Raw genomic sequence first — 22,411 nt, forward strand, 5'->3', positions numbered from 1 at the left:
TTTTATTCGTACTTTTTGTTCGCACTTGTTTTTATTCGCTGCTGCCCGGGAATGCCGCCGCCCCGTGCAGGGCCGGGAACGGGTGGTGCACCAGGTACACCGGCAGCTCGGCCAGGTAGCCGGACATGGGGCCCTTGGCCCGCAGTCGCCGCTCAAAATCGCTGCGCGCCAGCAGCGGGCGCATCTTCGGCAATATGCCGCCGCCCAGGTAGAGGCCGCCGCGGGCCCCGAGCACCAGTGCCACGTCGCCACAGAAGCCGCCCAGCAGGCCGCAGAAAGTGTTTACCGTGTCGCGGGCCAGCGCACATTCGCCGACCAGCGCAGCGCCGCCGATATCGGCGGCGCTGCGGGCCGGGACGGCGGCATCCCGCACCGCCACCATTGCCCGGTAGATATTTTCCAGCCCGGGGCCGCTCAGCAGGTGCTCCGCGGAGACATGGTCAAACTCGCGGTGCAGGTAGCGGATGATGGCGAATTCCTCGTCGGTGGCCGGGGCGATACTGGCGTGGCCGCCCTCGCCCGGGCGCGCCTGCCAGCCGGCCGCCGTACGCTGCAGGCCGCACACACCCAGGCCGGTACCCGGGCCCACCACGGCGCGCACCGGCTCGCTGTCGGGCAACGGGCCGGTGAGGTTGTCGACTCTTTCCAGGTGGGTGCCATCCAGGCCGGGGCAGGCCAGGGCCAGGGCGGCGAAATCGTTCAGCAGGGAGACGCGGCGATAGCCCAGTGCGTCTGCCAGCGCGGCGCCGGTAAAACTCCACGGCAGGTTGGTCACCGCCACCCGGTCTCCGTCCACCGGCCCGGCCACGGCGATGCAGGCCTCGCCGATTTCCGCCGCCGCGGCAACGGGAATCGCATCCAGGTAGGCGCGGATGGCCTGTTCGAGAGAGGCATAGCTGGCACAGGGCAGGGTGAGGATCTCCTCCACTGTGGCGTCGCCCGGGGAGGTGATGCCGAAGCGGGCGTTGGTGCCGCCGATATCGGCAACGAGCATCCGCTGCCGGCCTGTTATTGAAGTGACCCCGGAGTCGTTTTCCGGTTTTCCTACCTGTATCGCTGCTGCCTGCATATCCGAACCCGCTTACCCCTGTGGTTATCGTTATTTGCGGCCGCCGCGTGTAGCGCACGACCGGCAGCATGACAAAATGCAATTACCCGCGGCCGCTGCCAAGGGGCAGCGGCTGGATAGTCGGCGGGGTGGTCCGAATTCCGGACAAGAGGGAAGCAGCCTGGCCGGCGCTCAGGTGCGGTTGCGCAGCAGCGGCGAGAAGGTGCCGTAGTAAAGGATGTAGCAGTAGCACAGCAGCGGCACCAGGAATGAAAGCTGGATACCGATCTGGTCCGCCAGGATGCCCTGCAGCAGCGGCACGAAGGCGCCGCCGACAATGGCCATGCAGAGAATGCCGGAGCCCTGGCTGGTATGCCGGCCCAGGCCCTGCAGCGCCAGGCTGAAGATGGTGGGAAACATGATCGAGTTGAACAGGCCCACGGCGATGATCGCCCATACCGCCTGCATACCCGATGACATCATCGCCAGCAGGATAAACACCACCGCGCCCAGGGCGCAGGTGGCCAGCATGACGCCGGCGGAGATATAGCGCAGCAGCAGGGCGCCTGCGAAGCGGCCGATCATGGCACCGCCCCAGTAGTAAGACACGTAGCGGGCCGCCTCGCCGGTGGCCATGCCGGCCACGCCCGGCTCGCCGAAGAAGTTCACCAGGAAACTGCCGATGGCCACCTCGGCACCCACATACACAAAAATGCCCAGCGCCCCCAGTGACAGGCGCGGGTGGCGCAGCAGCTGCAGCTTACTGTCGGCACTGGAGCGCACCTGTGCCGGCAGCTGGTGGCCGGGAATGCTGGGCAGGCGGATCCAGGAGAAGAAGGCCACCATCAGCAGCAGGACCACCGCCAGCCAGAAGTAGGGCGCCTCCACCAGTGCTGCCTCCTGGGCACGGAATGCCTGCAGCCCCGCGGCGGTGGAGCGGTCAATCCCCACCGAGACACCGGAGAATATCACCAGGCCACCGAAGAACGGCGCCAGCGTGGTTCCCAGTGAGTTGAAGGCCTGGGTCAGGTTCAGGCGACTGGGCGCGGTGGCGGCCTCCCCCAGCGCAATGACATAGGGATTGGCGGACACCTGCAGAATGGTAATACCGGAAGCCAGGACGAACAGGCCGAGCAGGAACACCTCGTAAACCTGCATGCGCGCGGCGGGGATAAAGATCAGGCAGCCGGCGCAGGCAATCAGCAGGCCCATCACCAGCCCCAGCTGGTAACCCACCCGCCTGAGCAGCTTGCCGGCCGGAATGGAGACGATGAAATAGGCCGCGAAAAAGCTGAACTGGACGAAGATGGCCTTGGTGTAACTCAGCTCGAAGACATTCCGCAGGTGCGGCACCAGGATATCGTTGAGGCTGGTGATAAAGCCCCAGATAAAGAACAGGGAAGTGAGTACCACCAGTCCGGTGCGCGTGGGCACGGTGGCCGACGCCGCAGAGCTGACCGGGGTCGCCACGCTCGCATGGGACCCGCCTATCTCGCCCGTACCGGTGACTAACTCTTTCATCGGGAATCCGGCCTGTTGCACCTTTAAAGCATTATGGAAACAGCCTGGTGAAAACGCGGAGCGGCCGCCTGCGCGAGCCGCCCGCGGGCGCGAACCCGGGGGTTCGCGGCAAAAGTCCTGTGAGACTGCTTTCGTTGGGTCGTTTTTGTCGCGGGGTTACCGCTCTTCTTCTGTCCCGCCACATGGATGGCGGGGGCCGGCAGAGGGCGGGACGACCCTACCCTACTACACCGCGGCACTCTAGCACAGCTACCGGTGGGGCCCGCGGTGCATGGCCAGCCGGTCGCGGTGACCGGGACTGAAACCGCGCCGGACGGGATGAGCCGGCAAAAAGTGTGACCATAACCACCGAAACGGTGCCACTAACCGACAGGGCGGTCCAAAAACCGGACAGGGCGGATTGGCGGTCAGGGACACTGCTGGCCGCCCCCGGGCCCACGGGTTAATATCTGCGCAGTGGTAGCGTACCGCTCACGATGAGAGATACAACACATTATTCGGGCCGCCATGGCACAGACTCCCCCGCAGCAGACGGACCCTTCGGTCAGGCTGCACTCCCAGCGCTGGTTCTGGAAACTGCAGCTGATCAGCTGGCTGGGGATTCTGGTGGTTACCTTCCTGTCCCTGACTTTCTGGCACAGTTCAGTCGAGTGGCCGCGCTTCGAGCCGGGCAACACGCTGTTCCAGTGCTCGGTGGCCTTCCTGCTGTCGCTGCTGCTGCGGCCGATCTTCGATATCGCCTGGGAGACCCCGATCGCCCTGCGCACCTTCCTGTACCTGGTGGCCGTGGCCGTGATCGCCGGCATCTGGACCCTGGTGCGCATGGAAATGTATATCCGCCTGACCGGCGAGCACTCCCTCTGGTCCGAGTTCGGCGGCTGGTACTACGCCTCCCTGTTCGTGTTCCTGTTCTGGAGCGCCCTCTATTGCGGGGTAAAGTATTACCTGCTGCTGGAGCACGAGCACCAGAAGATGCTGGAGGTGGCGGCGGTCCATGAGCGCGAGCAGATCCGGCGCCTGCACGCCGAGGCGGTGGCCAAGGAGGCGCAGCTGAAGATGCTGCGGTACCAGCTCAACCCGCACTTCCTGTTCAACACCCTGAATTCCATCAACGCACTGATCCGCTTCGAGCAGGCCGGCGAGGCCCGGGATATGGTCGTGCGCCTGAGCCAGTTCCTGCGCCACTCACTCACCGAGGACCCGGTACAGAAGGTGAGCCTGGAGCAGGAAATCAATGCCGTGCTGCTGTACCTGGAGATCGAGAAAACCCGCTTTGCCGACCGCCTGCAGGTTGAGCTGGAGATCCCCGACGCCCTGAAAAATGCCCGCGTGCCCAGCATGCTGCTGCAGCCACTGGCCGAAAATGCGGTAAAGTATGCCATTGCCCTGAACGAGTCCGGTGGCGTGATCAAGATCGGCGCGCGCCAGATAGAGGCAGACCAGCCCGGAGATCCCCGGCTGGAGCTGCGGGTCTGCGACTCGGGCAGCTGCGAGGACAATCCCGGAGCGGACGCGCCGGGCCAGGCTTCCACCGGCGTGGGCCTGGCCAACGTGCGTGAACGCCTCAGCACCCTGTATTCCAATAACTACAGCCTCAGCCAGGAACAAAAGGACGGCGGCATGCTGGTACGCATCAGCCTGCCACTCGAGCTGCCTGCCACCGGAGCCGGGGCAACAACACGACGGGAGGTAGTCGCATGACCCACCTGAGAGCGGTGATCGTCGATGATGAACCACTGGCCCTGCGCCTTTTGCAGGCCATGCTCGAGGAACTGCCGGATATCGAAGTGGTGGCCAGCTGCCGCAACGGCCGTGAGGCACTGAACGCGGTGGCCCGCCACACGCCGGACATCCTGTTCCTGGACGTACAGATGCCGGGTATGAACGGTTTTGATGTGGTGAGGCGCTTACAGGGCGATACCATCCCGCTGGTGGTTTTCACCACCGCCTACGACCAGTACGCGGTCAATGCCTTTGAAGTGCATGCGGTGGACTATGTGCTGAAGCCGCTGGAAACCGAGCGCCTGCAAACAGCCCTGTCCCGCGCGCGGGAGCGCCTGCAGGCGGGCCCGGGCCATACCGGCGGCGCCGGCAGTGGCGAGAAGAATCGCCTGCTGGCTTCCATGGAGGATATCGAGCAGCGCGACCAGGCCGAGACCGGCGCAGCGGCCGATGCCCCGCCACGGGAGGGCAAGGCCAAGCTGGCAATCAAGGACCGCGGCCGCATCACCATGATCTGCCAGGCGGACATCGAGTGGATCGACGCCGCCGGCGACTATATGTGCGTACACGCGAGCGGTGAGACCCACGTGATGCGCAGCACCATGAAGGAACTGCAGGAGCAGCTGTCCTCCGACACGTTCAAGCGGGTGCACCGCTCCACCCTGGTCAACCTGAACTTTATCGAGCACATCAAGGTACTGAGCAAGGGCGAGTACCTGCTGACCCTGGCCAGCGGCTCCGAGGTCAAGGTAAGCCGCAACTACCGCCAGCCGATCAAGGAATACCTGGACGCGAGCAGCGGCCAGGCCGCCGCCTCCACCCAGTGAGCCGCCCGCCGGGGTGACTCAGGCACCCCGGCATCTTTCCCCTTTCCTGCGCAATACACCCGGCACGCCGCATCGCCAGCCCGGTCTCGGCCGCGCCTGCTGCCTACAGCTACCACCCATCGCAAGGTGCCCGGGACAACCCCGGTCGCAGCCGTGGGCCGCATCTACGGGGCAAGAATCCCCAGGCATAAAAAAGCCCGGCAAGCTTACGCTGCCGGGCGAACCCTTCTAGGGAGATGACGAAAAGCCTTCCGTTAGCTTTCCATGGCGATACGGTGTCCGCGGATACCGTAAAAGAGGATGTAGAGGTAACAGACGATCGGCAGCACGAATGCCAGCTGGATACCGATCTGGTCGGCCAGCAGGCCCTGCAGCAGCGGCACCACGGCGCCGCCGACAATCGCCAGGCAAAGGATGCCGGAGCCCTGGCTGGTCACCGGGCCCAGCTTGGCCAGCGCCAGGCTGAAGATGGTCGGGAACATGATGGAGTTACACAGGCCCACTGCCAGGATGGCCACCATGGCCAGCTTGCCGCTGCCACCAATAGCCAGGGCCAGCAGCACACAGGAGCCGGCGGCGCAGACACCCAGTACCTTGCCGGCGGGCAGGTAGCGCATCACGACCGCGCCGATAAACCGGCCCACCATGGCGCCGCCCCAGTAGAAGGCCACGTAGTAGGCTGCCTTTTCCTCGGTGAGGGCGGCGATATGCGACTCGGACAGGAAGTTCACCAGGAAGCTGCCGATGGACACCTCGGCGCCCACATACAGGAAGATGGCGATTGCGCCCAGCACCAGGTGCGGGTGGCGCAGGGCGGAGTCACCACTGACGGAGGAAGCCGCCGTGGGGGCGTGGCCATCGATACGGGGCAACTTCAGGAATGCAAAGGTGACCGCCAACGCGGCCAGTGTCGCAGCCAAGATCAGGTAGGGCAGCTCCACCGCCGCGGCACGCTCTTCGGTGGAAAGGTTGCCCTCACCGATGCCGGCGACCGACAGGATCAGGAAGGCGCCGAAGAAGGGCGCCACGGTGGTACCCAGCGAGTTGAACGCCTGGGTCATGGTCAGGCGGCTGGCCGCGCTCTTCTCGTCACCGAGCGCGGTGACGTAGGGATTGGCGGAGACCTGCAGGATGGTGATGCCTGAGGCCAGGACAAACAGCGCAATCAGGAACAGGGTGTAGACCTGCAGGCGCTCAGCCGGGACGAACAGCAGGCAGCCGACCACGGCCACCGAGAGGCCCACCACGATACCGCGCTGGTAGCCGATCGCACCCACCAGTTTGCCGGCGGGCAGGGAGACCAGGAAGTAGGCGCCGAAGAAGCAGAACTGCACCAGCATCGCCTGGGCGTAATTCAGGTCGAAGACACCTTTCAGGTGCGGAATCAGGATGTCATTGAGACAGGTAATGAACCCCCACATGAAAAACAGTGAGGTGAGTGCCACCAGCGCGAACTGCTGGCTGGACTGCGAAGACGAAGGCGCGCTGACCGCTCCCGTCTCCAGGTTTGTTCCCAGTGTTGCCATCTTTATTCTTCCCAGTACATCGTATTTTTTTGTTCGGGCGTTGCCCCCAATCGCGCTCTCATCAATCGCGAAACGTCGGGTAGCATGATTCGGGCTATTTCTATCACGCCGGCGGGCCCTTCCGGGGACGTTTTCGATGAGAAGGATCAAACGGGGGGTAGCAGGGACCGGGATTGGCGCATCAATTCAGGTTACGCGGCATCGGGTATGCACTCCTGTCACGGGGCAGTAGCGCAATCCCTGCTGGGGCAAATTGAAATGACCCGGGTGTCACTGCGGTGGGCCACCCGGGTTGCAGCAGTACCCGGTCAGGCCGGCATAGCCTTGCAGTAGTGGTCAATAAACTGCCGGTGGTCGGGGAGGTTGTCCACCTGTCGGCGGACGCCCTTGCGGATATTGTCGAGGAAACTCTTCAGTTCCTCGTCGCCCATCAAATCCACGATCGGATGGTAGCGCTCCGGCATCATGCCCTGTCCAAGCATTACCTGCAGCCAGGAACTCTCGCCAAAGAGTTCCGGTGGGAATTTAAACACTACCCCGCTCTCGCGGAACATCTCAAGCCGGTGCGCCAATGAATCCGGGATTGGCATCGAGCGGCAGTAGCGCCAGAACTTGCTGTCCGTGCGGTCGGTAACGTTGTAGTGGAGGATAATGAAGTCGCGGATGTTCTCCATCTCCCGCATCGTCTGCGCATTGAACTCGTCGATATCGGCCTGGACGATGCCCCGCGACGGGAACAGCTGCATCAGTCGCACAATATTGCGCTGGATCAGGTGAATGCTGGTGGACTCCATCGGCTCGATAAAGCCGCTGGATAAGCCCACGGCGACACAGTTCTTGTTCCAGTGCTTGCGGCGGGTACCTGTCCGGAACGGGATGATGCGCGGCTCATTGAGCAGCTCGCCCTCGATATTGCCCAGCAGCAACTCGCGCGCCTGCTCATCGTCCAGATAACGGCTGCAATACACCAGGCCGTTGCCGACGCGATTCTGCAATGGAATCTGCCACTGCCAGCCGGATTCGTGCGCGATAGCCCGGGTAAAGGGCACCGCCGGCCTGGTGGACTCGGTCTGCACTGCCATAGCGCGGTCACAGGGGAGCCAGTGGGTCCAGTCCTCGTAGCCGGTGTGCAGGGCGCCCTCGATCAGGAGGCCGCGGAAACCGGTGCAGTCCACAAACAGGTCGCCTTCGATTAGCCGGCCGCTGTCGAGCTGCAGGCCCTCGATAAAGCCGGTGTCGGCATTCAGGCGCACGTCTTCGATCTTTCCCTCGACCCGCTTCACGCCGTGGGACTCGGCAAATTTGCGCAGGAATTTTGCGTAGAGGGTGGCGTCCAGGTGGTAGGCATGGTTGCGGTCCTGGTCCGGCAGCACGGCGAAGCGGTGCTCACGCGCCGCCAGGTGCTCCTTGCAGTAGTCACCGATCGGGTGCTCAATTCCCCGCTCAAGCCCCTTGAGCCAGAAGTGCTGGAAGCCGCAGGCCCAGCAGTCCTTGCCCAGGAAGCCGAAGGAGTGCAGGTAATCCTCGCCCGGCACGCGCCAGTTCTCGAAATTAATACCCAGCTTGAAGGTGGCATTGGTGGCAGCCATGACCTCCGACTCTTTCAACCCCAGCAGCTGGTGAAAGACATGCAGGGTGGGAATGGTGGCTTCGCCCACCCCGACAGTGCCGATCGCATCTGACTCCACCAGGGTAATGTCCAGGTTTTTCCCGATCAACTTGCCCAGCGCGGCCGCGGCCATCCAGCCTGCGGTACCGCCACCGGCGATCACCACCCGGCGAATTCTTTCTGTGTCCACGTTACACCTCAGCTTTTATTTTGCGGGCCCGCTGCCGACTGCGACGACACAGGCTCGCTTTCAATTTTTCATTCGTTCCAGCAGGTCCGCCCGCAGCTTCTGTGCGGCCTGCTCATCCAGTGGCTCCTGGCGCATGCCCCGGGCGCTTGCGGGGATATGGTCCGGGCGGCCCGGGCCGGCCTCGAACACGTAGTAATCGAACAGTGCTTTCCATGCCTGGCGCAGCTCTGGCGAGAGACCGCGCAGGCTCAACATGGCATGCAGCAGCGCACTGCTCGGCGCCCCCGCGTAGTCCGGTGATTCGCTCCACCAGTGACTGTAGAGCACATTGAGGGCATCCAGCCCCTCGACGTGGTGCCACCACATGCCCGGCAAAAAGAGCGCATCGCCGGGGTTCAGCTCCGCCACCTGCGCCGATTCCAGCGCGTCGCGAAACCCGGGGAAGCGCTCGAAATCCGGCTGCCGGAAATCCACCAGGCTGATCTCCTGGCCGCCCGGTGCAAAGCCCAGGGGACCCGGATACAGGTTCGCCACCTGTTCCGGCGGGAACAGGGTAAAGCGGCGACGACCGGCAATATTGCAGGCCAGGTTGTGGGGAAAATCGTAATGGGCCGCGATGCGGGTTCGGTTACCGAGCCACAGGAAGCCGATTGGCGAGAGGTCTTCCAGGCCAGCTGAATTCTGCTCGGCAAACCCGGGGAACCAGCGACTCACATCGGTAGAGGCCATGTAAAGCGTTGGCGGCGACGGTTCATCGGCACAGTCGAGTATTTCCTGCAGCAGGCGACGCAGGTCCACGCGGCCGTTGCGGAAATTGAACCCGTCGAGTGCCTCGTTATAAAACACCCGACCATCCAGCGCAGGCTCGCCGTAAGCCGCGTTGACGGGCATACCGTTGTAAAATTTGTTCAGGTAGGCAGCCGCATCTCGCGGCGAGGCCGCACAGGCTTTCACTGCCGGCCAGTCGCTGCAGAAGTTGCGCAACACAACCGGCTGCTCCGACTGGAACAGCTCTGGCGGTACGACGCCGGGGCGGCAATCGTCACGCTCGGCGGCGAAAGCCAGGCCGAATTCGGCGAGGCACGGCTGCTGGCTCACGCCTCGGCCACCCGACGATTCTTGGCCTCCAGGAGCTGCCGTACATTCGACTGGGAAGCCATGGCCATATAGATCGGCTCGAGGTAGCCCGCCTTGTGCAGACTGGCGAGTGCCCCGGCGTCCAGGTCGCGAAGCTTGTCCTCGTTGATGGTGTAAAAGCCCACCAACTGGTTCTTATCGCCACTGTCCAGCTGTACCTCCAGGGTGAAGGGTTCGAGCAGCTCGTGCTCGACCAGCGCATCGATAAACCCTTCCGCCGCATTCAGGCCCTGGTGGATTGCCTCCAGCATGTCACCGATGTTGTCGAGATACGGGGAATTGCCGCCGAACTCCATGAACAGCCGCTCGCCGCGCTCGGTATTTACGCGCGGGTTCTCCATGTCGATGTGGATCACGCGCTGCTGTTTCTCAACACCGTCCTCGGTCACCGTTTGCCGGCCAATCAGGAAAGGCTGGCGGCGGATTGACAGTGGCACGTAGGAAGCCTGCCACTTGCCATGTTCCAGGAACAGGTTTTCTCCCTCGCGGAAGCCCAGCAGCGCCAGGGCGAAGAAGCGCCCGGTCTCCGGGTGCTTCTGGAAGAAGATTGGGTAGTAAGCCTGCAGGGAGCGGAATTCCAGAGGGAAGGTCAGGGCGTACCAGACGTTGTCCCCGTACTCCTCTGCCCGCTCGGTGATCACCCGCAGGTCTTTATGTTCAACGCTGTTCAGCGGTACTGCCTTTGCCATTTTTTTTATTTCCTCTCGGTTCATACCTGGGCCGGGCTCAGCGTTGCTGGCCAGCGGCGAGGTGGATGCGTTGCAGCAGTTCGCGATTGCTGGGCAGGGTCCGCTGCAAGCGCTCCCGGTTTTGTATATTGTCGTAAAACTGCTTGTGTGCGGCCTGCTCCATGGCCGGCCGCACGGTCCACGGCAGGGGCTCGGTCACAAACCCCATGCCATAAAGAACATACTGGTAGCTGGCGGCTGGAAACAGTTCGTCGGCTATCTCTGTTTCCTCCAGCCACGGTGATCGACGCCGCCACAGCGCCAGGGATTCCTGCAAGCGCGCGGGAATACCGGCAGGATCGCGGTGATCCATCCAGTAGGCGCTATCCTCGCGCTCAGACAGCACATAGTGGAGCTTCAGGAACTCGATAATACGTTGCCAATGGTGCGCGAACTTGCGGTTAAAGCGCGCCGCGACCGCCTCCATCATCGTGCGGTCAGGCGGTAGCTGTTCCGCCAGCATCCTGGCCGACTGTTCCACCAGGACCAGGGCCGATGCTTCCAGCGGCTCGATAAAACCTGCCGCCATACCGATGGCAACACAGTTCTTGTGCCAGAACTGCTCGCGGTAACCGGGCTGGAAGCTGATCTTGCGCAGCTCTGCACGCTCGGCGCCGCCGGAACCCAGCGCTGGTTCAAGATAGCGCCGCAGAACCTGCTCGGCATCTTTGTCGCTGGTATGCGCACCGGAAAATGTATAACCCACGCCACGGCGGCTGGGCAACCCGATATCCCAGATCCAGCCGGCCTCGCGGGCAGTGGAAAGGGTGCAGGACGCGATGGGGCTGTCGGCCTCGGCATAGGGCACCTGCACCGCCAGCGCAGAGTCGTTGAACAGTACATCCCGCTGCTCCCGCAGAGCGATACCGTAGTGTCCCCCCAGCAACAGGCTGCGCGCGCCGCTGCAGTCCACGAACAGATCGCCTTCCAGCACCGCGCCCGACTCCAGCTGCAGGCCTGTGATGTAGCCGTGCCGGTCGTTGCGGATATCGGTCACCCGATCCCTGAGGTGCTCAACGCCCAGGCGGGTAGTGCAATGCTCCTGCAAAAAATCAGCAAACTTGCCCGCATCCAGGTGGTAGCCGTAGTTGAGGTTGAAAGCATACTCCGGCGTGGTGACCTGCTTCGGAGCCAGGTTCAGGCGGCTGATATGCCCCTGGGGACAGACCGCATCGCCGAACGACATTTCATCCCGATGCGGTTGCCAGAAGGGAACAGGGTTCTGCTGGTGGAATCCTGCGGGGACAGTGAAAGGATGGAAATATTCGTCGCCACCCGATGCATCGCCCCCGCGGCACCAGCCCAAAAAGCGGGTGCCCTGCTTGAAGCTGGCATCGCAACGGAGCAGGAACTCGGTCTCTGAAATGCCGATGCGCTTGAGTGTAGAGCGCATCGAGGGCCAGGTTCCCTCACCCACGCCGATGGTGGGCACATCCGGAGACTCCACGAGGGTAACCTGCAGGCCGCGATCAGCACCCGCGGCATATTCTGCCGCCAGCACACCGGCGGTCAGCCAGCCCGCGCTGCCTCCACCCAGGATCACCACTTTCTTGACTGTTGTTTCACTCATATGCGGTACCACATGCCGAAAAGCACGATCCAGCAGCAGGGTATCATGAACAGAAACAGAAAAGCCGCTGTCACCAGCGGCTTCCCTGCTACCTCTGCTAGAAGATGTGCGTCACGCTATTGCTTAGAAAGCGTAGCGTGCACCCATCTGCCAGCGGGCCCCACCCTGGTATACACCCAGGGTCTGCTGGCTGGAACGGCCATACACACGGCTGTACTCATCGGTCACATTCAGGCCTTCGAGGAAGACCTCCAGACCTTCAACCTGCGGAACCTCGTAGCCGACGTTCAGATCGATCTGGCTGTAAGCCTCAGTGTACGCCGGGTTGGCACCAGTGCCCTGACCACGGGAGTTCAGGAAGTCATCGCGCCAGTTGTAGGCGATACGCGCCTGGAAGCCGTTCTTGTCATAGAAGCCCACCAGGTTGGCAGAATCGCTCAGGCCGATCATCGCTTCCTGGTCCTGCAGCAGGTAGGGGTTGTACTCAACGCCCGCCTCTACAATGGTGTAGTTAGCGATCACACCGAAGCCGGTCTCACCGAACATATGCTGTACCGCGAATTCCCAGCCATCGATGGTTTCCTTGCGGTCACCGTTCTCGGGAATGCTCAGCAGGAAGGTCATCGCCGGATCGGTCTCCGGGTTGCCGGTGATCGTAACGGTACCGTCCGCGCCTACATCCACGTAGGGGTCATCGGCGAAGTTGTCACCGATATACTGGCGAATGTCGTTCACATCTGTGAAGCCAGCATCGCGGGCCGCCTGTACCAGCGCGCCCTGTGCCGGGTTCGGGATACCGAAGATCTCGGACTCGGTGGTGCCGTTGGAGATGAAGTTGGCAATCCGCTTGGTGAAGTAACCCGCTGACGCGTAGCTGGACTCACCGTAGTACCACTCAACCGACAGGTCGAAGTTGGTGGACTCGAGCGGCAGCAGTGCCGGGTTACCGGCAGAGCCGCTGCCACCGTCGATACGGGCCAGGGAGCCGATGGAAGTACCGCCCTTGATGGCGTCGTAGCTCGGGCGACCGATGGTCTCGCTGGCAGCAGCGCGAACAACGACGTCCTCAGTGACATCCATCTTGAAGTTCACACTGGGCAGCCAGTAGTCGTAATCTGCGGTCTGGGACAGGAAGCCAGTACCGGAATTCACCAGTACAACCTCGTTGGCAGAACCCCAGATAGCCTGGTCGTAAGTCGGCGACGCGGATTCCGAATCCACCTCAGTGGTTTCGTAACGCAGGCCGAGGTTCACCTCGTAGGGCATCTCGCCAGCGCCGGTCTGGAATGCAGACTGGAAGTTATACTGCGCGAAGGCGGCAGTAGTGGTCTCTTCGGTCGTGCGGTCGGTGGCCTGGTCATAGGCGGTAGACGGGCAGAACTGGGTGCCGCAGTCGCCGACCAGTCCCGGCCAGATATCGTCGCCGTACAGGTCTTCGGCGATCGCGCGCACAGTCTCGAAGTCCCAGTCGAAGTAGACATTCTGTACATCGGCACCGCCGATCTCGGAGAAATCACCGGTGGCGATGTCGAACTTGTCCTGGATGGAATCGGCCGGGAACAGGGAGTCGTCCAGGTCGCTGGCCGGGCCTGCACCGCCCCAGGCGTCGCGCTGCACGACTGCCATCTGCGAGCGATTGGTAACCGCCTGCATGCTCAGGCCGAAGTCGATGTCGCTGGACTCGTTCAGCTCGAAGTTACCGCTGAAGCGGAATGCGTCGACATCGGAGCGGTCACGGGAGTTGGTAAACACGCTACCGGTAACCAGCATGTCGGACGGCTGTACGTCGTTGCCGCCACCGACGGACAGGGCCGGGAGGGCCTCAGTGAAGTCGGTGGTAGCGCTGGTGCGCACGAAGGCCGCGGTGGACAGCAGGGCATCTGAACCCCAGGGGCTGTCGGGGCGGCGCTCGGCGTCAGAGGTGTGGGCATCGAATGCCAGGGACAGGCTCTCGTTGACGTCCCACTCCAGGTTTACACCCAGGGTCTGGCCGCGGTAGGCCTCGGCGCTCTCACCGGCAGCCATGGACAGGTCAGCCGGGGCTCCGTAGCTCTCGGAGTAGATCAGCGGAGTGGCGATAGGGCCGTCGGACCAGACGTTTTCGGACGGGCCGAAGTTGTACCAGGCCGAGATATCGTTGTACTGCTTGGCGATATCGTTCGAATAGTACATGTAGTCCATGGTGGCAGTGATGTCGTCGGTCGGCGCCCACTGCAGGACCAGCTGGCCGTTGGTGCGCTTGCGCTGCTGCTCCTCGAACTTATAGACGGTGGTCTGCGGCACTGAGTAGATGTCGCCAGGACCGGGACGGTTAACCTGGTTTTCCTGGGGCACGCCGCCCCACTCAGCAGTGCCGGCACCCCAGTTCTGGTCCACGGTACCCGCAAAGCTGCGCCAACCGGTGCCTACCAGGCCTTGCTGGCTGCCACTCTCGCGCTCCTGCACGCTGGCTGCAACAACTACGCCGAACTCGCCATCGGCAAAGGTATCAGAATAGAAACCGGAGAATTCCGGGGTGATGCTCGCATCCTCGGATGACTCATCAATGACACCCTTGGTGGCGAACTGCAGGCGGCGCTCACCAATCTCCAGCGGACGCGCGGAGAGCAGGTTGATGGTGGAACCAATACCGCCGCTCGGCACCAGGGCGTTACTGCTCTTGGCGACCTGGACGCCGCTCACCATCTCGGAGGCGATGTTCTGGAAGTCGAAGGAGCGACCACCAGTGGTCCGCGCCAGCTGGCGACCGTTCAGGGTAACCAGGTTGTAGTCGGGATTGATACCACGCACGGTAACCCGGCTGCCTTCCCCGTTGACCCGGTCGATGGACACACCGGTGATCCGCTGCATGGATTCGGCCAGGTTGGTGTCCGGGAACTTACCGATATCCTCGGCGGAGATGGCATCCACGATACCGTCGCTATCGCGCTTGACGTCCATGGACCGGTTCAGACTGGCGCGAATGCCAGTAACCACGACTTCTTCCAGGGCTGCGTCCTGGGCCAGGGCCCCCGTGGGCAGCATGGTTGCCCCCAGAGCCATCGAAATGGTGACCGCGAGACGGTCCTTGTGGAATATTTTTCTGCTCATCAGCCTTTCCCCGAATTATTAGGTTCTTTTGACTCTCTCTGGATACTGCCCTTGCGAAGCCTGTTCTATCTTTTTCGCGGTCGCTGGCCTCTATCGGTCAGCTTTGCTGCTGTCGGCCGGCTACCTCATCTTTCCCGGGGCAGTGTTCCGGGGCTGATTTGGGGCGCGACAACGCTTCTTCGCTGCGATTGAATACTGCCGGGTTTGGCGAGTACATCAATTCGGGGACGGCCCAAACAGGATATCCCGGATTAAATGCGCGGCAACAGGGATTCCGTGCGGCCAGGCGGACCAAATTGGTGCAACAGGGCGCGACTGGCCGTTCATCACGCCAGTTCCGCCAGATGCCCGGGGCAGACTAGACTGGCCCCATGCAAAAACCCCAGATGCCGGCGCGAGACCGGGAGGGAATATGGGCGACCCGTTTGATCTCGAGCGCTTTGTTGGTGCACAAGCCTCCTGTTACCAGGAGGCTCTGGCAGAACTGCAGCAGGGCCGGAAACGAAGCCACTGGATGTGGTTTATCTTTCCACAACTGGCCGGACTCGGTCGCTCGCCAATGGCCCAGCGCTATGCCATCGGCAGCCTGGCGGAGGCCGGCGCCTACCTGCAACACCCGCTCCTGGGCCCGCGCCTGCGGGAGTGCTGTGAACAGCTGCTGCAGGTGCAGGGCCGCTCTGCCCACGACATCCTGGGCAGCCCCGACGATATGAAACTCAGGTCATCCATGACCCTGTTTGCACAGGTGGCCGGGGAGAACAGCGTCTTCGGGAAAGTACTGGCCAGGTACTACGACGGCGAACAGGATCCCCGGACCCTGCAGTTACTCGGGACCTGACCGCCACCGGGGTAGAGTACGGAAACGACGAGAAAGCCCTGCCAACATCACGCAGGCCCCACCGCCGGCCACAGGTCATACTGCCAGGCCTGCCCCCACTAGTAGAATATATTTGATTATGTGATATAAATCACACTGCTTCTGTGAAACAAGTTACGCAGTTACCTCGCGGCCAGCCCGCGATGTCCCGGTACCAGCACTTGACCAGTGCGCTGGCCCGGCAGTGTGCTGGCCCGGCAGTGCGCTGGCCCGGCATGGTCGCGAACCTGGAACATCCATCGGAACCTGCGGAACACCAAGAAAAAATGAGCAGTGAATGAAGCCGCATACGCAGCTATTGAAGGCCGTCTGGGAATCTTCCAGCCGGCATATCAGCGACAGGAAAGTCGACCTCGACAGGTTTGAGCTCGATGACCTGGTTTCCTCGGTATTCAGTAATGGGCCCTTTTACTTCTACATCGTCGATTTCAAGGACTTTCATCTCGATTATGTCAGCCCGTCGATCAGTGCCATCCACGGCCTGCCTCCCGGCGAGGTGACATTCCAGGATATCCTGGACCGTGTTCACCCGGACGACATGCCATTTGTCTCGCGAGCCGAGCAGCGCGGCATCGAGATCATCTATGAGCGGATCCCGCCGGAGAAGCGCAAGAAATACAAGATGTCATATTGCTTCCGCTTCCAGACGGCGGATGGTTCCTACCAGCTATTCAATCACCAGGCCATCATGCTAACGGCCGACGAGAACAATCGCCTGAGCAAGAGCCTGAATATTCACACGAATATCAGCCACCTGAGCAGTGAGAGTAATCGCCGGCTGTCGGTAATCGGCATGCTCGGAGAACCCTCGTTCCTGAATATTGCGGTGGACGGGGAGGCGCCCATACCGGAGGCCTCCAGGCCGCTGTTTACCGGGCGGGAAATGGAAGTGATTCGCCTGCTGTCGCAGGGCATGACCAGTCGCGACATCGCCGAGCGCCTGTTTATTGCTGTGGACACCGTCAAGAACCATCGCAAAAATATTATGAAAAAATCGTCCTGCAAAAATGTGGGACAGCTGGTGACCAGGTGTATTACGGAAGGGTTGTTGTAACAGCGTGGGTTTGTAATTGCGTGTACCGGACGGGAGCGAGAAATAACCCCAAAGGGCTATTGAGAAAGCCGGGGCAAAAGGGAAAATGAAATCGAGCCTCTAAAGAAAGGATGCAGAGCCCGAGGTTCAGCGGTACAGGGAAGTACCGCGCTTTTCACACCCCGGGCGGGCCAACCGCCATCGGGGTGGCTACCGTTTGCCTCTGCTTTTCACTGTACAGGCAAGCCACCAGTTCAAGCGCAAATGCCATGGCCGTACCCGGCGCCTGGCTGGTAACCAGGTTGCGATCGCGCACTACCTTTTCTCCCCTGGCAACAAGGGCCTGGGCCCGCAACTCTTCGCGAAAGCTTTCGTGGCAGGTCGCCTCGCGCTCCGCGAGCAGGCCGTGCCGGCCAAGTACCACTGCCGGTGCCGCGCAAATGGCGCCCAGCCAGCCTCCATCCCGCAACTGTTTGCGGACTATTTCCATGAGCTGTCGATCCGCAGCCAGGTGCGCGGCGCCAGGCATGCCGCCGGGAAGCACGACCAGGTCCCAGCGCCGGGGCTCGCATTCAGCCAGCCGGCAATCCGCCGTGATCACAACACCGCGAGATGCGGTAATGGTTTCTGATGCCATCACGGAAGCCACCGTGACTTGTGCACCGGCGCGGCGCAGCACATCAATAATCGTGACGGCCTCAATTTCTTCCGAACCATCCGCCACTGGCAGAAGTACGCGTTTCTGCTGCTCGGTCATGTCGATCTCCGGACGGGATACAGGCACCCCATTACTGTCATAACAGCAAAACACACAAACCAGAACATTCGCCCGGCGCCGCAGGCATCACAGCCGGCGCATATCGAGCAACGGCATGCGCCGGCGGACCATCTCCAGGCGCGCTGCGTGCAGGTCGGTGGCCAGTACGGTCTCCTCCTCCCCGGCCTCCGCCAACACGTCCCCCCAGGGGTCCAGGATCACCGAATGCCCCCAGGTACGGCGTTTCGGCGAATGCTGCCCACACTGGTCAGCGGCCACGACAAAGCAGCCATTCTCGATGGCCCGGGCCCGCAGCAATGTCAGCCAGTGCGCCCTGCCGGTGACGTGGGTGAACGCGGACGGCACCAGCAGGATTTCCGCCCCGTTTGCGGCCAGCTGCCGGTAGAGCTCCGGGAAGCGCAGGTCAAAGCAGATACTGAGCCCGAGTTTGCCCCAGGGAGTTTCCACCACCTGCAGCGACTCACCGGCTTCGATACCGGAAGACTCCCGGTAACTGCGGGCCGCGTCTTCCACCTCCACGTCGAACAGGTGCACCTTGTCGTATCGGGCCTGCAACTGCCCGCTGTCGTCATAGACCAGGCATGCGGAACGCACCCGTGCGGCATCCACGGCGCTGCCATCCGGGCGCTGGGTCAGGGGCATGGCACCCGCCACCAGCCACACTCCCAGTTCGCGCGACCACTGCTGCAACGCGGCCTGGATGGGCTGGCGGTGCGGGTCGGCCGGCCCGGTGGCGAAGGGCTCGGCGATAGCACGACTGCCGCCATCCGCCAGGTATGCAAAGTATTCCGGCAACACTACCAGTTGCGCCCCACCAGATGCCGCCTCACGGACCAGCGCACCGGCCCGCTCCAGGTTGGCGGCAACCGATGCCCCACTGCTTGTCTGGATGGCGGCGACACGCAGGTCTTTCATGGTTGCTCCCGATCTCCGGTCTAGTGTCTTTTCCCTGCCCCGCAGCTTAGGCCCTGGTGCCGTGGATGCCAATGGCGGCCACCTGCGCAGACATAAAAAAACCGGCGGGGCATGGCCGCGCCGGTTATCGCAGGTTGAGCCTGATCAGTTCAGGTCGGCGGCGTACTGGCGCAGTACCGTCAGGGGCACTATTTCCAGGGCTTTGATATGGGTGCGCTGCAGGTAGACCCGTGGTGCCATGCCCTCTTTCTCAGCCTCCAGCCAACGGGCGGCGCACAGGCACCAGCGATCCCCTGGCGCCAGGCCGGGAAAGCCAAATTCCTTTTTGGGTGTAGCGAGATCGTTACCGCGACTGTGGGAGAACGCGAGGAATTCTGCCGTGACTTCCACGCACACGGTGTGCGAGCCGTGGTCCTCGGCACAGGTGTTACAGTGGCCATCGCGAAAGAAACCCGTCACCGGGTCCATACCGCAGGCCAGCAGGGGGTCGCCGAAAACGTTGACCGGTTCATCCTTTTTCATCGCTCTTCTCCCCGTGTTGTTCGGTAGCCGGAAAACGCAGGTCTATTACCCGCCAGTGTAAGCCCTGGCGCTCCAGCACCAGCCGCAGTTCGGTTTCATCACCAGCGCCATAGTCTGCCGCAATACGGCTGACGCCGGTAAAGCCCCAGCGGCGCAGGCGCAACTCACCGCCGTCCCGCCGTGCCCCGGCAGCGGGCCTGTCCCGACCTGCCTCCGGCCGGTAGAGGTCGCGTTCAAACTGCCACAGTTCGTCGCCGCCGCGGAGCAGGGCCGCCAGCCCCTCCGCAGTCACCAGCCCCTCGAGCAATGGGCTCAGGAACAGGTTGGCGCCGGCGGCGAGGAAATCGGAGAGTTCGGGCGGTACATCCCGGTCCATGGATTCGCGCATGCGCTGTTGCATATGGGTTTTCAGGTTGGCGCGCAGGGCAGGCAGGTCGAGATACTCACCGAACTGCTCAATCTCCCTGTTATGGGCGGTCTCGGCCAACTGGTGCGCCGTATACCATGGCATCGCCACATAGGCGGCGGCCAGCAAAGCCACTGCCGCCAGCAACCACTTTCTCACCGGGCTTCCCCTTCCGTCTGTATTGGCGCAAATGGTAGCGAAAGCCGGCCGTCACTGCACGGCCGGCTTCCTTAGGCGGGATATATCAATCCTGGAGTGCCAGCGCTATGCGCTGCTCCAGATGCGGGTGGGTACTGAGGTAGCTGGTCCAGCCGGAGCCTTCACCCTCTCCATCACAGGACTCCCCGGCCGGGCAGGGCCGGTGACTCTCATGCAGCTTGGTCAGGATGGATACGAACGCGTCCGGGTCCATGCCCCGCTCGTGGAGTAACGCCAGGGCGTATTCATCCGATTCCAGCTCGAACTGGCGCGAGTAAGACAGGCGGGCGAATACCACCGGCGCGGTCAGGATCAGGTCACCCAGCGCACTCACCTCACCGGTGAACAGGGCGATGGTCAGTGAAATAGCCGAGCCCTGGATCACCTGGCGCAATGAGTGGCGACGCAGGACGTGGGCCAGCTCGTGACCGAAAATCGCGGCGATTTCATCCTCGCTCTCGGCCAGCGCCACCAGCTCATCGGTAAAGACGATTGTGCCATCCGGCAGGGCAAACGCATTGGCACCGGTAGTGGAACCGCCCTTGAAGAAATGCAATTTTTCCAGCGGGTAGGCCGGGGCCATCTCGCCAACCACGGCACGGACCTCCCGGCGCCGGGCCTCGGTCAATTCAGAAGGCTCCAGGTAATGCTCGCTCATCAACTCGAGCGTTTCCTCCGCCGCCTCGTCCAGCAGGCCCGCCGGCAGCCGCTCTGCGACCACCCGGCTGGCCGTGGGGACCCCCCAGGCGAAGTACCCCCAGACCAGCGCCACCACCACCAGGGTCGCCAATGCGACCATCAGCAGGTTCTGCTCGATCCGGTGGATAAAGCGGTACACAAGGCTGGCCTTGCGGCGGTCCAGGGACTCGAGTTTCTCCACCAGGTCGTGCGCCCGCGTTTCGAACTGCCCGGCCAGCTGCGGGAAAGAGATGTATCGCGGCGTGCGGCCCAGGCGCGGGGAAAACGCCAGGTTCCCGGGCCTGGCCGCGCACAGCTCCTGCCCCTCCACGTACAGCCGCACCAGCTCGCCCCGGACTTCGAGGCTCGCCGGTGTCTCGGTGCTGGTGGCGCCATCCTGCCAGCGCCCCGGGATTGTCAGCATTACGGTCAAAAGGCTACATCCATATCGAAGACATCGCCAAACTCCTCACCAAAGGCGGACTCATCCGGCTGGCTCACAGCGGCAAACTTGTCCAGGTCCCCGGCGACATCCATGCTCGTGTGCTCCGCCGCGTAGTGGGCCAGGCGTACCTTCGCCCAGGGGATAAACAGGCCCAGGGTCAGCAGCGTGAAGAGGAAGTTGGTGAACATCAGCAGGCCGTAAGAGGACAGCTGGTAATTGGCCTTGAAGTCATGGGACGACAGGGTCAGGTGATTCATCAGCAGGTTCTGCATACCGGTCATGAAATAGATCAGGCCCAGGCCATAACCCAGTAAGGCACCACCGATTCCGGCCGCGATACCCGTTGCCACATCGCCGGGCAGGACGAAATTGGCGATCACCGGCAGCAGGACCGCACCCACCAGGCCGCCGGCGATACCGATCAGCAGGGCAATGACACAGAGCACATAATAGTCCCCCGGCCGGGCGGTGAAGTTAAAGCTCTTGTTTCCGTAGCGGTGGTTTTCCGCATAAAAACGCTGCTGCTTGTAGAGGGCGTAGGGTGATAACAGGCCCAGCGTGAGCGAGGCGAGCAACGGCCAGCCGATAAAAGTCACCAGTGCCCGCTTGTAGGACCCCACAAAACGGAAGCGGATATTCCGGTAAGTGGTGTTGCGCGCAAAGAACGCCAGGGACTTGGTGATCACCCAGGGAAATACAAAGATCAGGGCAATAGTCATGAGGAAATAGATCGGCGGGGCAAAGGTGCCCGCGATAATGAATACTGCCAGCAGGCCGAGGGCGATCAGCCGCCCGATCAGCATCCTCATCGGGTCGGCGGTAAAGACGAAAGACGCATCCTCGAGGCTGGTATTACCGTAAAAATACTGGGTATTGCGGACCTTTGCCCAGGGTGCGTAGAGCCCCAGGGTAACGACGGTAAGCAGGATATTGACGATCCAGATCTTGAAATATTCGTAGCCATTGCCGCTGAAGACAAAGCCCACATGGCGCTTGCCGACGGTGCCGCTGTTGTTGCCCGCTGGTGCGGGTGCTTCCGGCGTCCGCTGGGCGGCGGATGACAGGCCGGCGCCCTCCGCGACTGCCGGCCCGGTATCACCGGCCAGGGCATCCGACCGCACCGGGCTGATGTCCGCGCCGATCCCCATGGACTCGAACTTGCGCTGGTAGGTAAGGGCGGTATCGCGGTCGACGTCGCGCTTCACGACTGCGCCCCCGCGAGTAAAAATTTCAGCGGCCTTTTCCCGGTCAATGCCGGCAAACCGCGCAAAGGCAGTAATTGCAGACTCCCGGCTGACCCGGCCGACAGTCTCCCCCGTCAAGACAACGTTATATTTTTGTTCCACGACTATTTCCTTGGATGTGTTTGAGTTTTTTCTTGTTGTTATCGGGACGATTGTGTCGTTTTTTGTGACGGGATGCCATAGAGGGAGCAGGCGAATGTGTTACAGGCTATTACGCGGCTCTTCCGGTAACGGCGGGCGGGCCTGAGGGGAAGGCCGGAGCCAATAATCACGACCGCAGCCTCCGACTGCCGGGACATGGCCGGATCGCGAATAGATGACTGGCAAGAGTGCCGTGGGTGGCGGTG

The 22,411-nt window shown here is 62.4% G+C and carries 18 protein-coding genes; 4 read left to right on the forward strand and 14 right to left on the reverse strand.

Translation table 11 applies throughout. From position 1 onward, the window contains the following. Positions 1–31: 31 nt before the first annotated feature. A complete protein-coding gene (gene glk, locus LVD11_RS07040) occupies positions 32–1,069 on the reverse strand; it encodes a glucokinase (RefSeq protein ID WP_237057448.1) in 1,038 nt (345 codons plus the stop codon). A gap of 171 nt (positions 1,070–1,240) precedes the next feature. Next, positions 1,241–2,569 carry a sugar MFS transporter gene (locus tag LVD11_RS07045; RefSeq protein WP_237057449.1) on the reverse strand — a complete coding sequence of 443 codons (1,329 nt, stop codon included), beginning with the start codon at positions 2,567–2,569 and terminating at the stop codon, positions 1,241–1,243. A gap of 507 nt (positions 2,570–3,076) precedes the next feature. On the opposite strand from LVD11_RS07045, the gene LVD11_RS07050 reads away from it, so the two are divergent. Both LVD11_RS07050 and LVD11_RS07055 read left to right on the forward strand, forming a co-directional pair. Further along, a complete protein-coding gene (locus tag LVD11_RS07050) occupies positions 3,077–4,270 on the forward strand; it encodes a sensor histidine kinase (protein WP_237057450.1) in 1,194 nt (397 codons plus the stop codon). Beyond that, positions 4,267–5,118, forward strand: a complete 852-nt coding sequence (locus LVD11_RS07055) for a LytR/AlgR family response regulator transcription factor (RefSeq protein WP_237057451.1) — start codon at positions 4,267–4,269, stop codon at positions 5,116–5,118. Before LVD11_RS07050 ends, LVD11_RS07055 begins: the two co-directional genes overlap by 4 nt. 254 nt (positions 5,119–5,372) lie before the next feature. Here LVD11_RS07055 and LVD11_RS07060 read toward each other — a convergent pair whose 3' ends face one another. The 6 genes from LVD11_RS07060 to LVD11_RS07085 all read right to left on the reverse strand — a co-directional run bounded on the left by LVD11_RS07060 (position 5,373) and on the right by LVD11_RS07085 (position 14,968). Then, entirely contained in the window at positions 5,373–6,644 is a 1,272-nt protein-coding gene (locus LVD11_RS07060; protein WP_237057452.1) for a sugar MFS transporter, read from the reverse strand. A 308-nt stretch (positions 6,645–6,952) separates the two neighbouring features. Continuing rightward, positions 6,953–8,443, reverse strand: coding sequence for a tryptophan halogenase family protein (locus tag LVD11_RS07065; protein WP_369413307.1), 1,491 nt, complete (start codon positions 8,441–8,443; stop codon positions 6,953–6,955). A gap of 60 nt (positions 8,444–8,503) precedes the next feature. Beyond that, positions 8,504–9,541, reverse strand: a complete 1,038-nt coding sequence (locus tag LVD11_RS07070) for a cupin-like domain-containing protein (RefSeq protein ID WP_237057453.1) — start codon at positions 9,539–9,541, stop codon at positions 8,504–8,506. After that, positions 9,538–10,269: a SapC family protein gene (locus tag LVD11_RS07075; protein WP_237057454.1), complete on the reverse strand. Its 732-nt coding sequence runs from the start codon at positions 10,267–10,269 to the stop codon at positions 9,538–9,540. Before LVD11_RS07075 ends, LVD11_RS07070 begins: the two co-directional genes overlap by 4 nt. A gap of 37 nt (positions 10,270–10,306) precedes the next feature. After that, a complete protein-coding gene (locus LVD11_RS07080; RefSeq protein WP_237057455.1) occupies positions 10,307–11,878 on the reverse strand; it encodes a tryptophan halogenase family protein in 1,572 nt (523 codons plus the stop codon). Positions 11,879–12,001: 123 nt separating this feature from the next. Beyond that, positions 12,002–14,968, reverse strand: coding sequence for a TonB-dependent receptor (locus LVD11_RS07085; RefSeq protein ID WP_237057456.1), 2,967 nt, complete (start codon positions 14,966–14,968; stop codon positions 12,002–12,004). Positions 14,969–15,380: 412 nt separating this feature from the next. Here LVD11_RS07085 and LVD11_RS07090 point away from each other — a divergent pair, with 412 nt between their 5' ends. Both LVD11_RS07090 and LVD11_RS07095 read left to right on the forward strand, forming a co-directional pair. Next, positions 15,381–15,806: a DUF1810 domain-containing protein gene (locus tag LVD11_RS07090; protein WP_237057457.1), complete on the forward strand. Its 426-nt coding sequence runs from the start codon at positions 15,381–15,383 to the stop codon at positions 15,804–15,806. Positions 15,807–16,122: 316 nt separating this feature from the next. Beyond that, positions 16,123–16,899 carry a LuxR C-terminal-related transcriptional regulator gene (locus LVD11_RS07095; RefSeq protein ID WP_237057458.1) on the forward strand — a complete coding sequence of 259 codons (777 nt, stop codon included), beginning with the start codon at positions 16,123–16,125 and terminating at the stop codon, positions 16,897–16,899. Positions 16,900–17,053: 154 nt separating this feature from the next. On the opposite strand, the gene LVD11_RS07100 is transcribed toward LVD11_RS07095, so the two are convergent. The 6 genes from LVD11_RS07100 to LVD11_RS07125 form a co-directional block, all read right to left on the reverse strand. After that, entirely contained in the window at positions 17,054–17,635 is a 582-nt protein-coding gene (locus tag LVD11_RS07100; RefSeq protein WP_237057459.1) for a DJ-1 family glyoxalase III, read from the reverse strand. A gap of 87 nt (positions 17,636–17,722) precedes the next feature. Then, complete coding sequence (locus LVD11_RS07105; RefSeq protein WP_237057460.1) at positions 17,723–18,571, reverse strand: carbon-nitrogen hydrolase family protein; 849 nt, start codon at positions 18,569–18,571, stop codon at positions 17,723–17,725. A gap of 144 nt (positions 18,572–18,715) precedes the next feature. Then, positions 18,716–19,093: a DUF2237 family protein gene (locus LVD11_RS07110; RefSeq protein WP_237057461.1), complete on the reverse strand. Its 378-nt coding sequence runs from the start codon at positions 19,091–19,093 to the stop codon at positions 18,716–18,718. Continuing rightward, positions 19,080–19,658, reverse strand: a complete 579-nt coding sequence (locus tag LVD11_RS07115) for a DUF2939 domain-containing protein (RefSeq protein ID WP_237057462.1) — start codon at positions 19,656–19,658, stop codon at positions 19,080–19,082. Before LVD11_RS07115 ends, LVD11_RS07110 begins: the two co-directional genes overlap by 14 nt. Before the next feature lie 85 nt (positions 19,659–19,743). After that, positions 19,744–20,799, reverse strand: a complete 1,056-nt coding sequence (locus LVD11_RS07120) for a M48 family metallopeptidase (protein WP_237057537.1) — start codon at positions 20,797–20,799, stop codon at positions 19,744–19,746. 5 nt (positions 20,800–20,804) lie between these two features. Continuing rightward, positions 20,805–22,166, reverse strand: coding sequence for a YjgN family protein (locus tag LVD11_RS07125; RefSeq protein WP_237057463.1), 1,362 nt, complete (start codon positions 22,164–22,166; stop codon positions 20,805–20,807). Positions 22,167–22,411 lie beyond the last annotated feature (245 nt).

Source organism: Microbulbifer sediminum, assembly GCF_021729035.1.
Lineage (GTDB): Bacteria > Pseudomonadota > Gammaproteobacteria > Pseudomonadales > Cellvibrionaceae > Microbulbifer > Microbulbifer sediminum.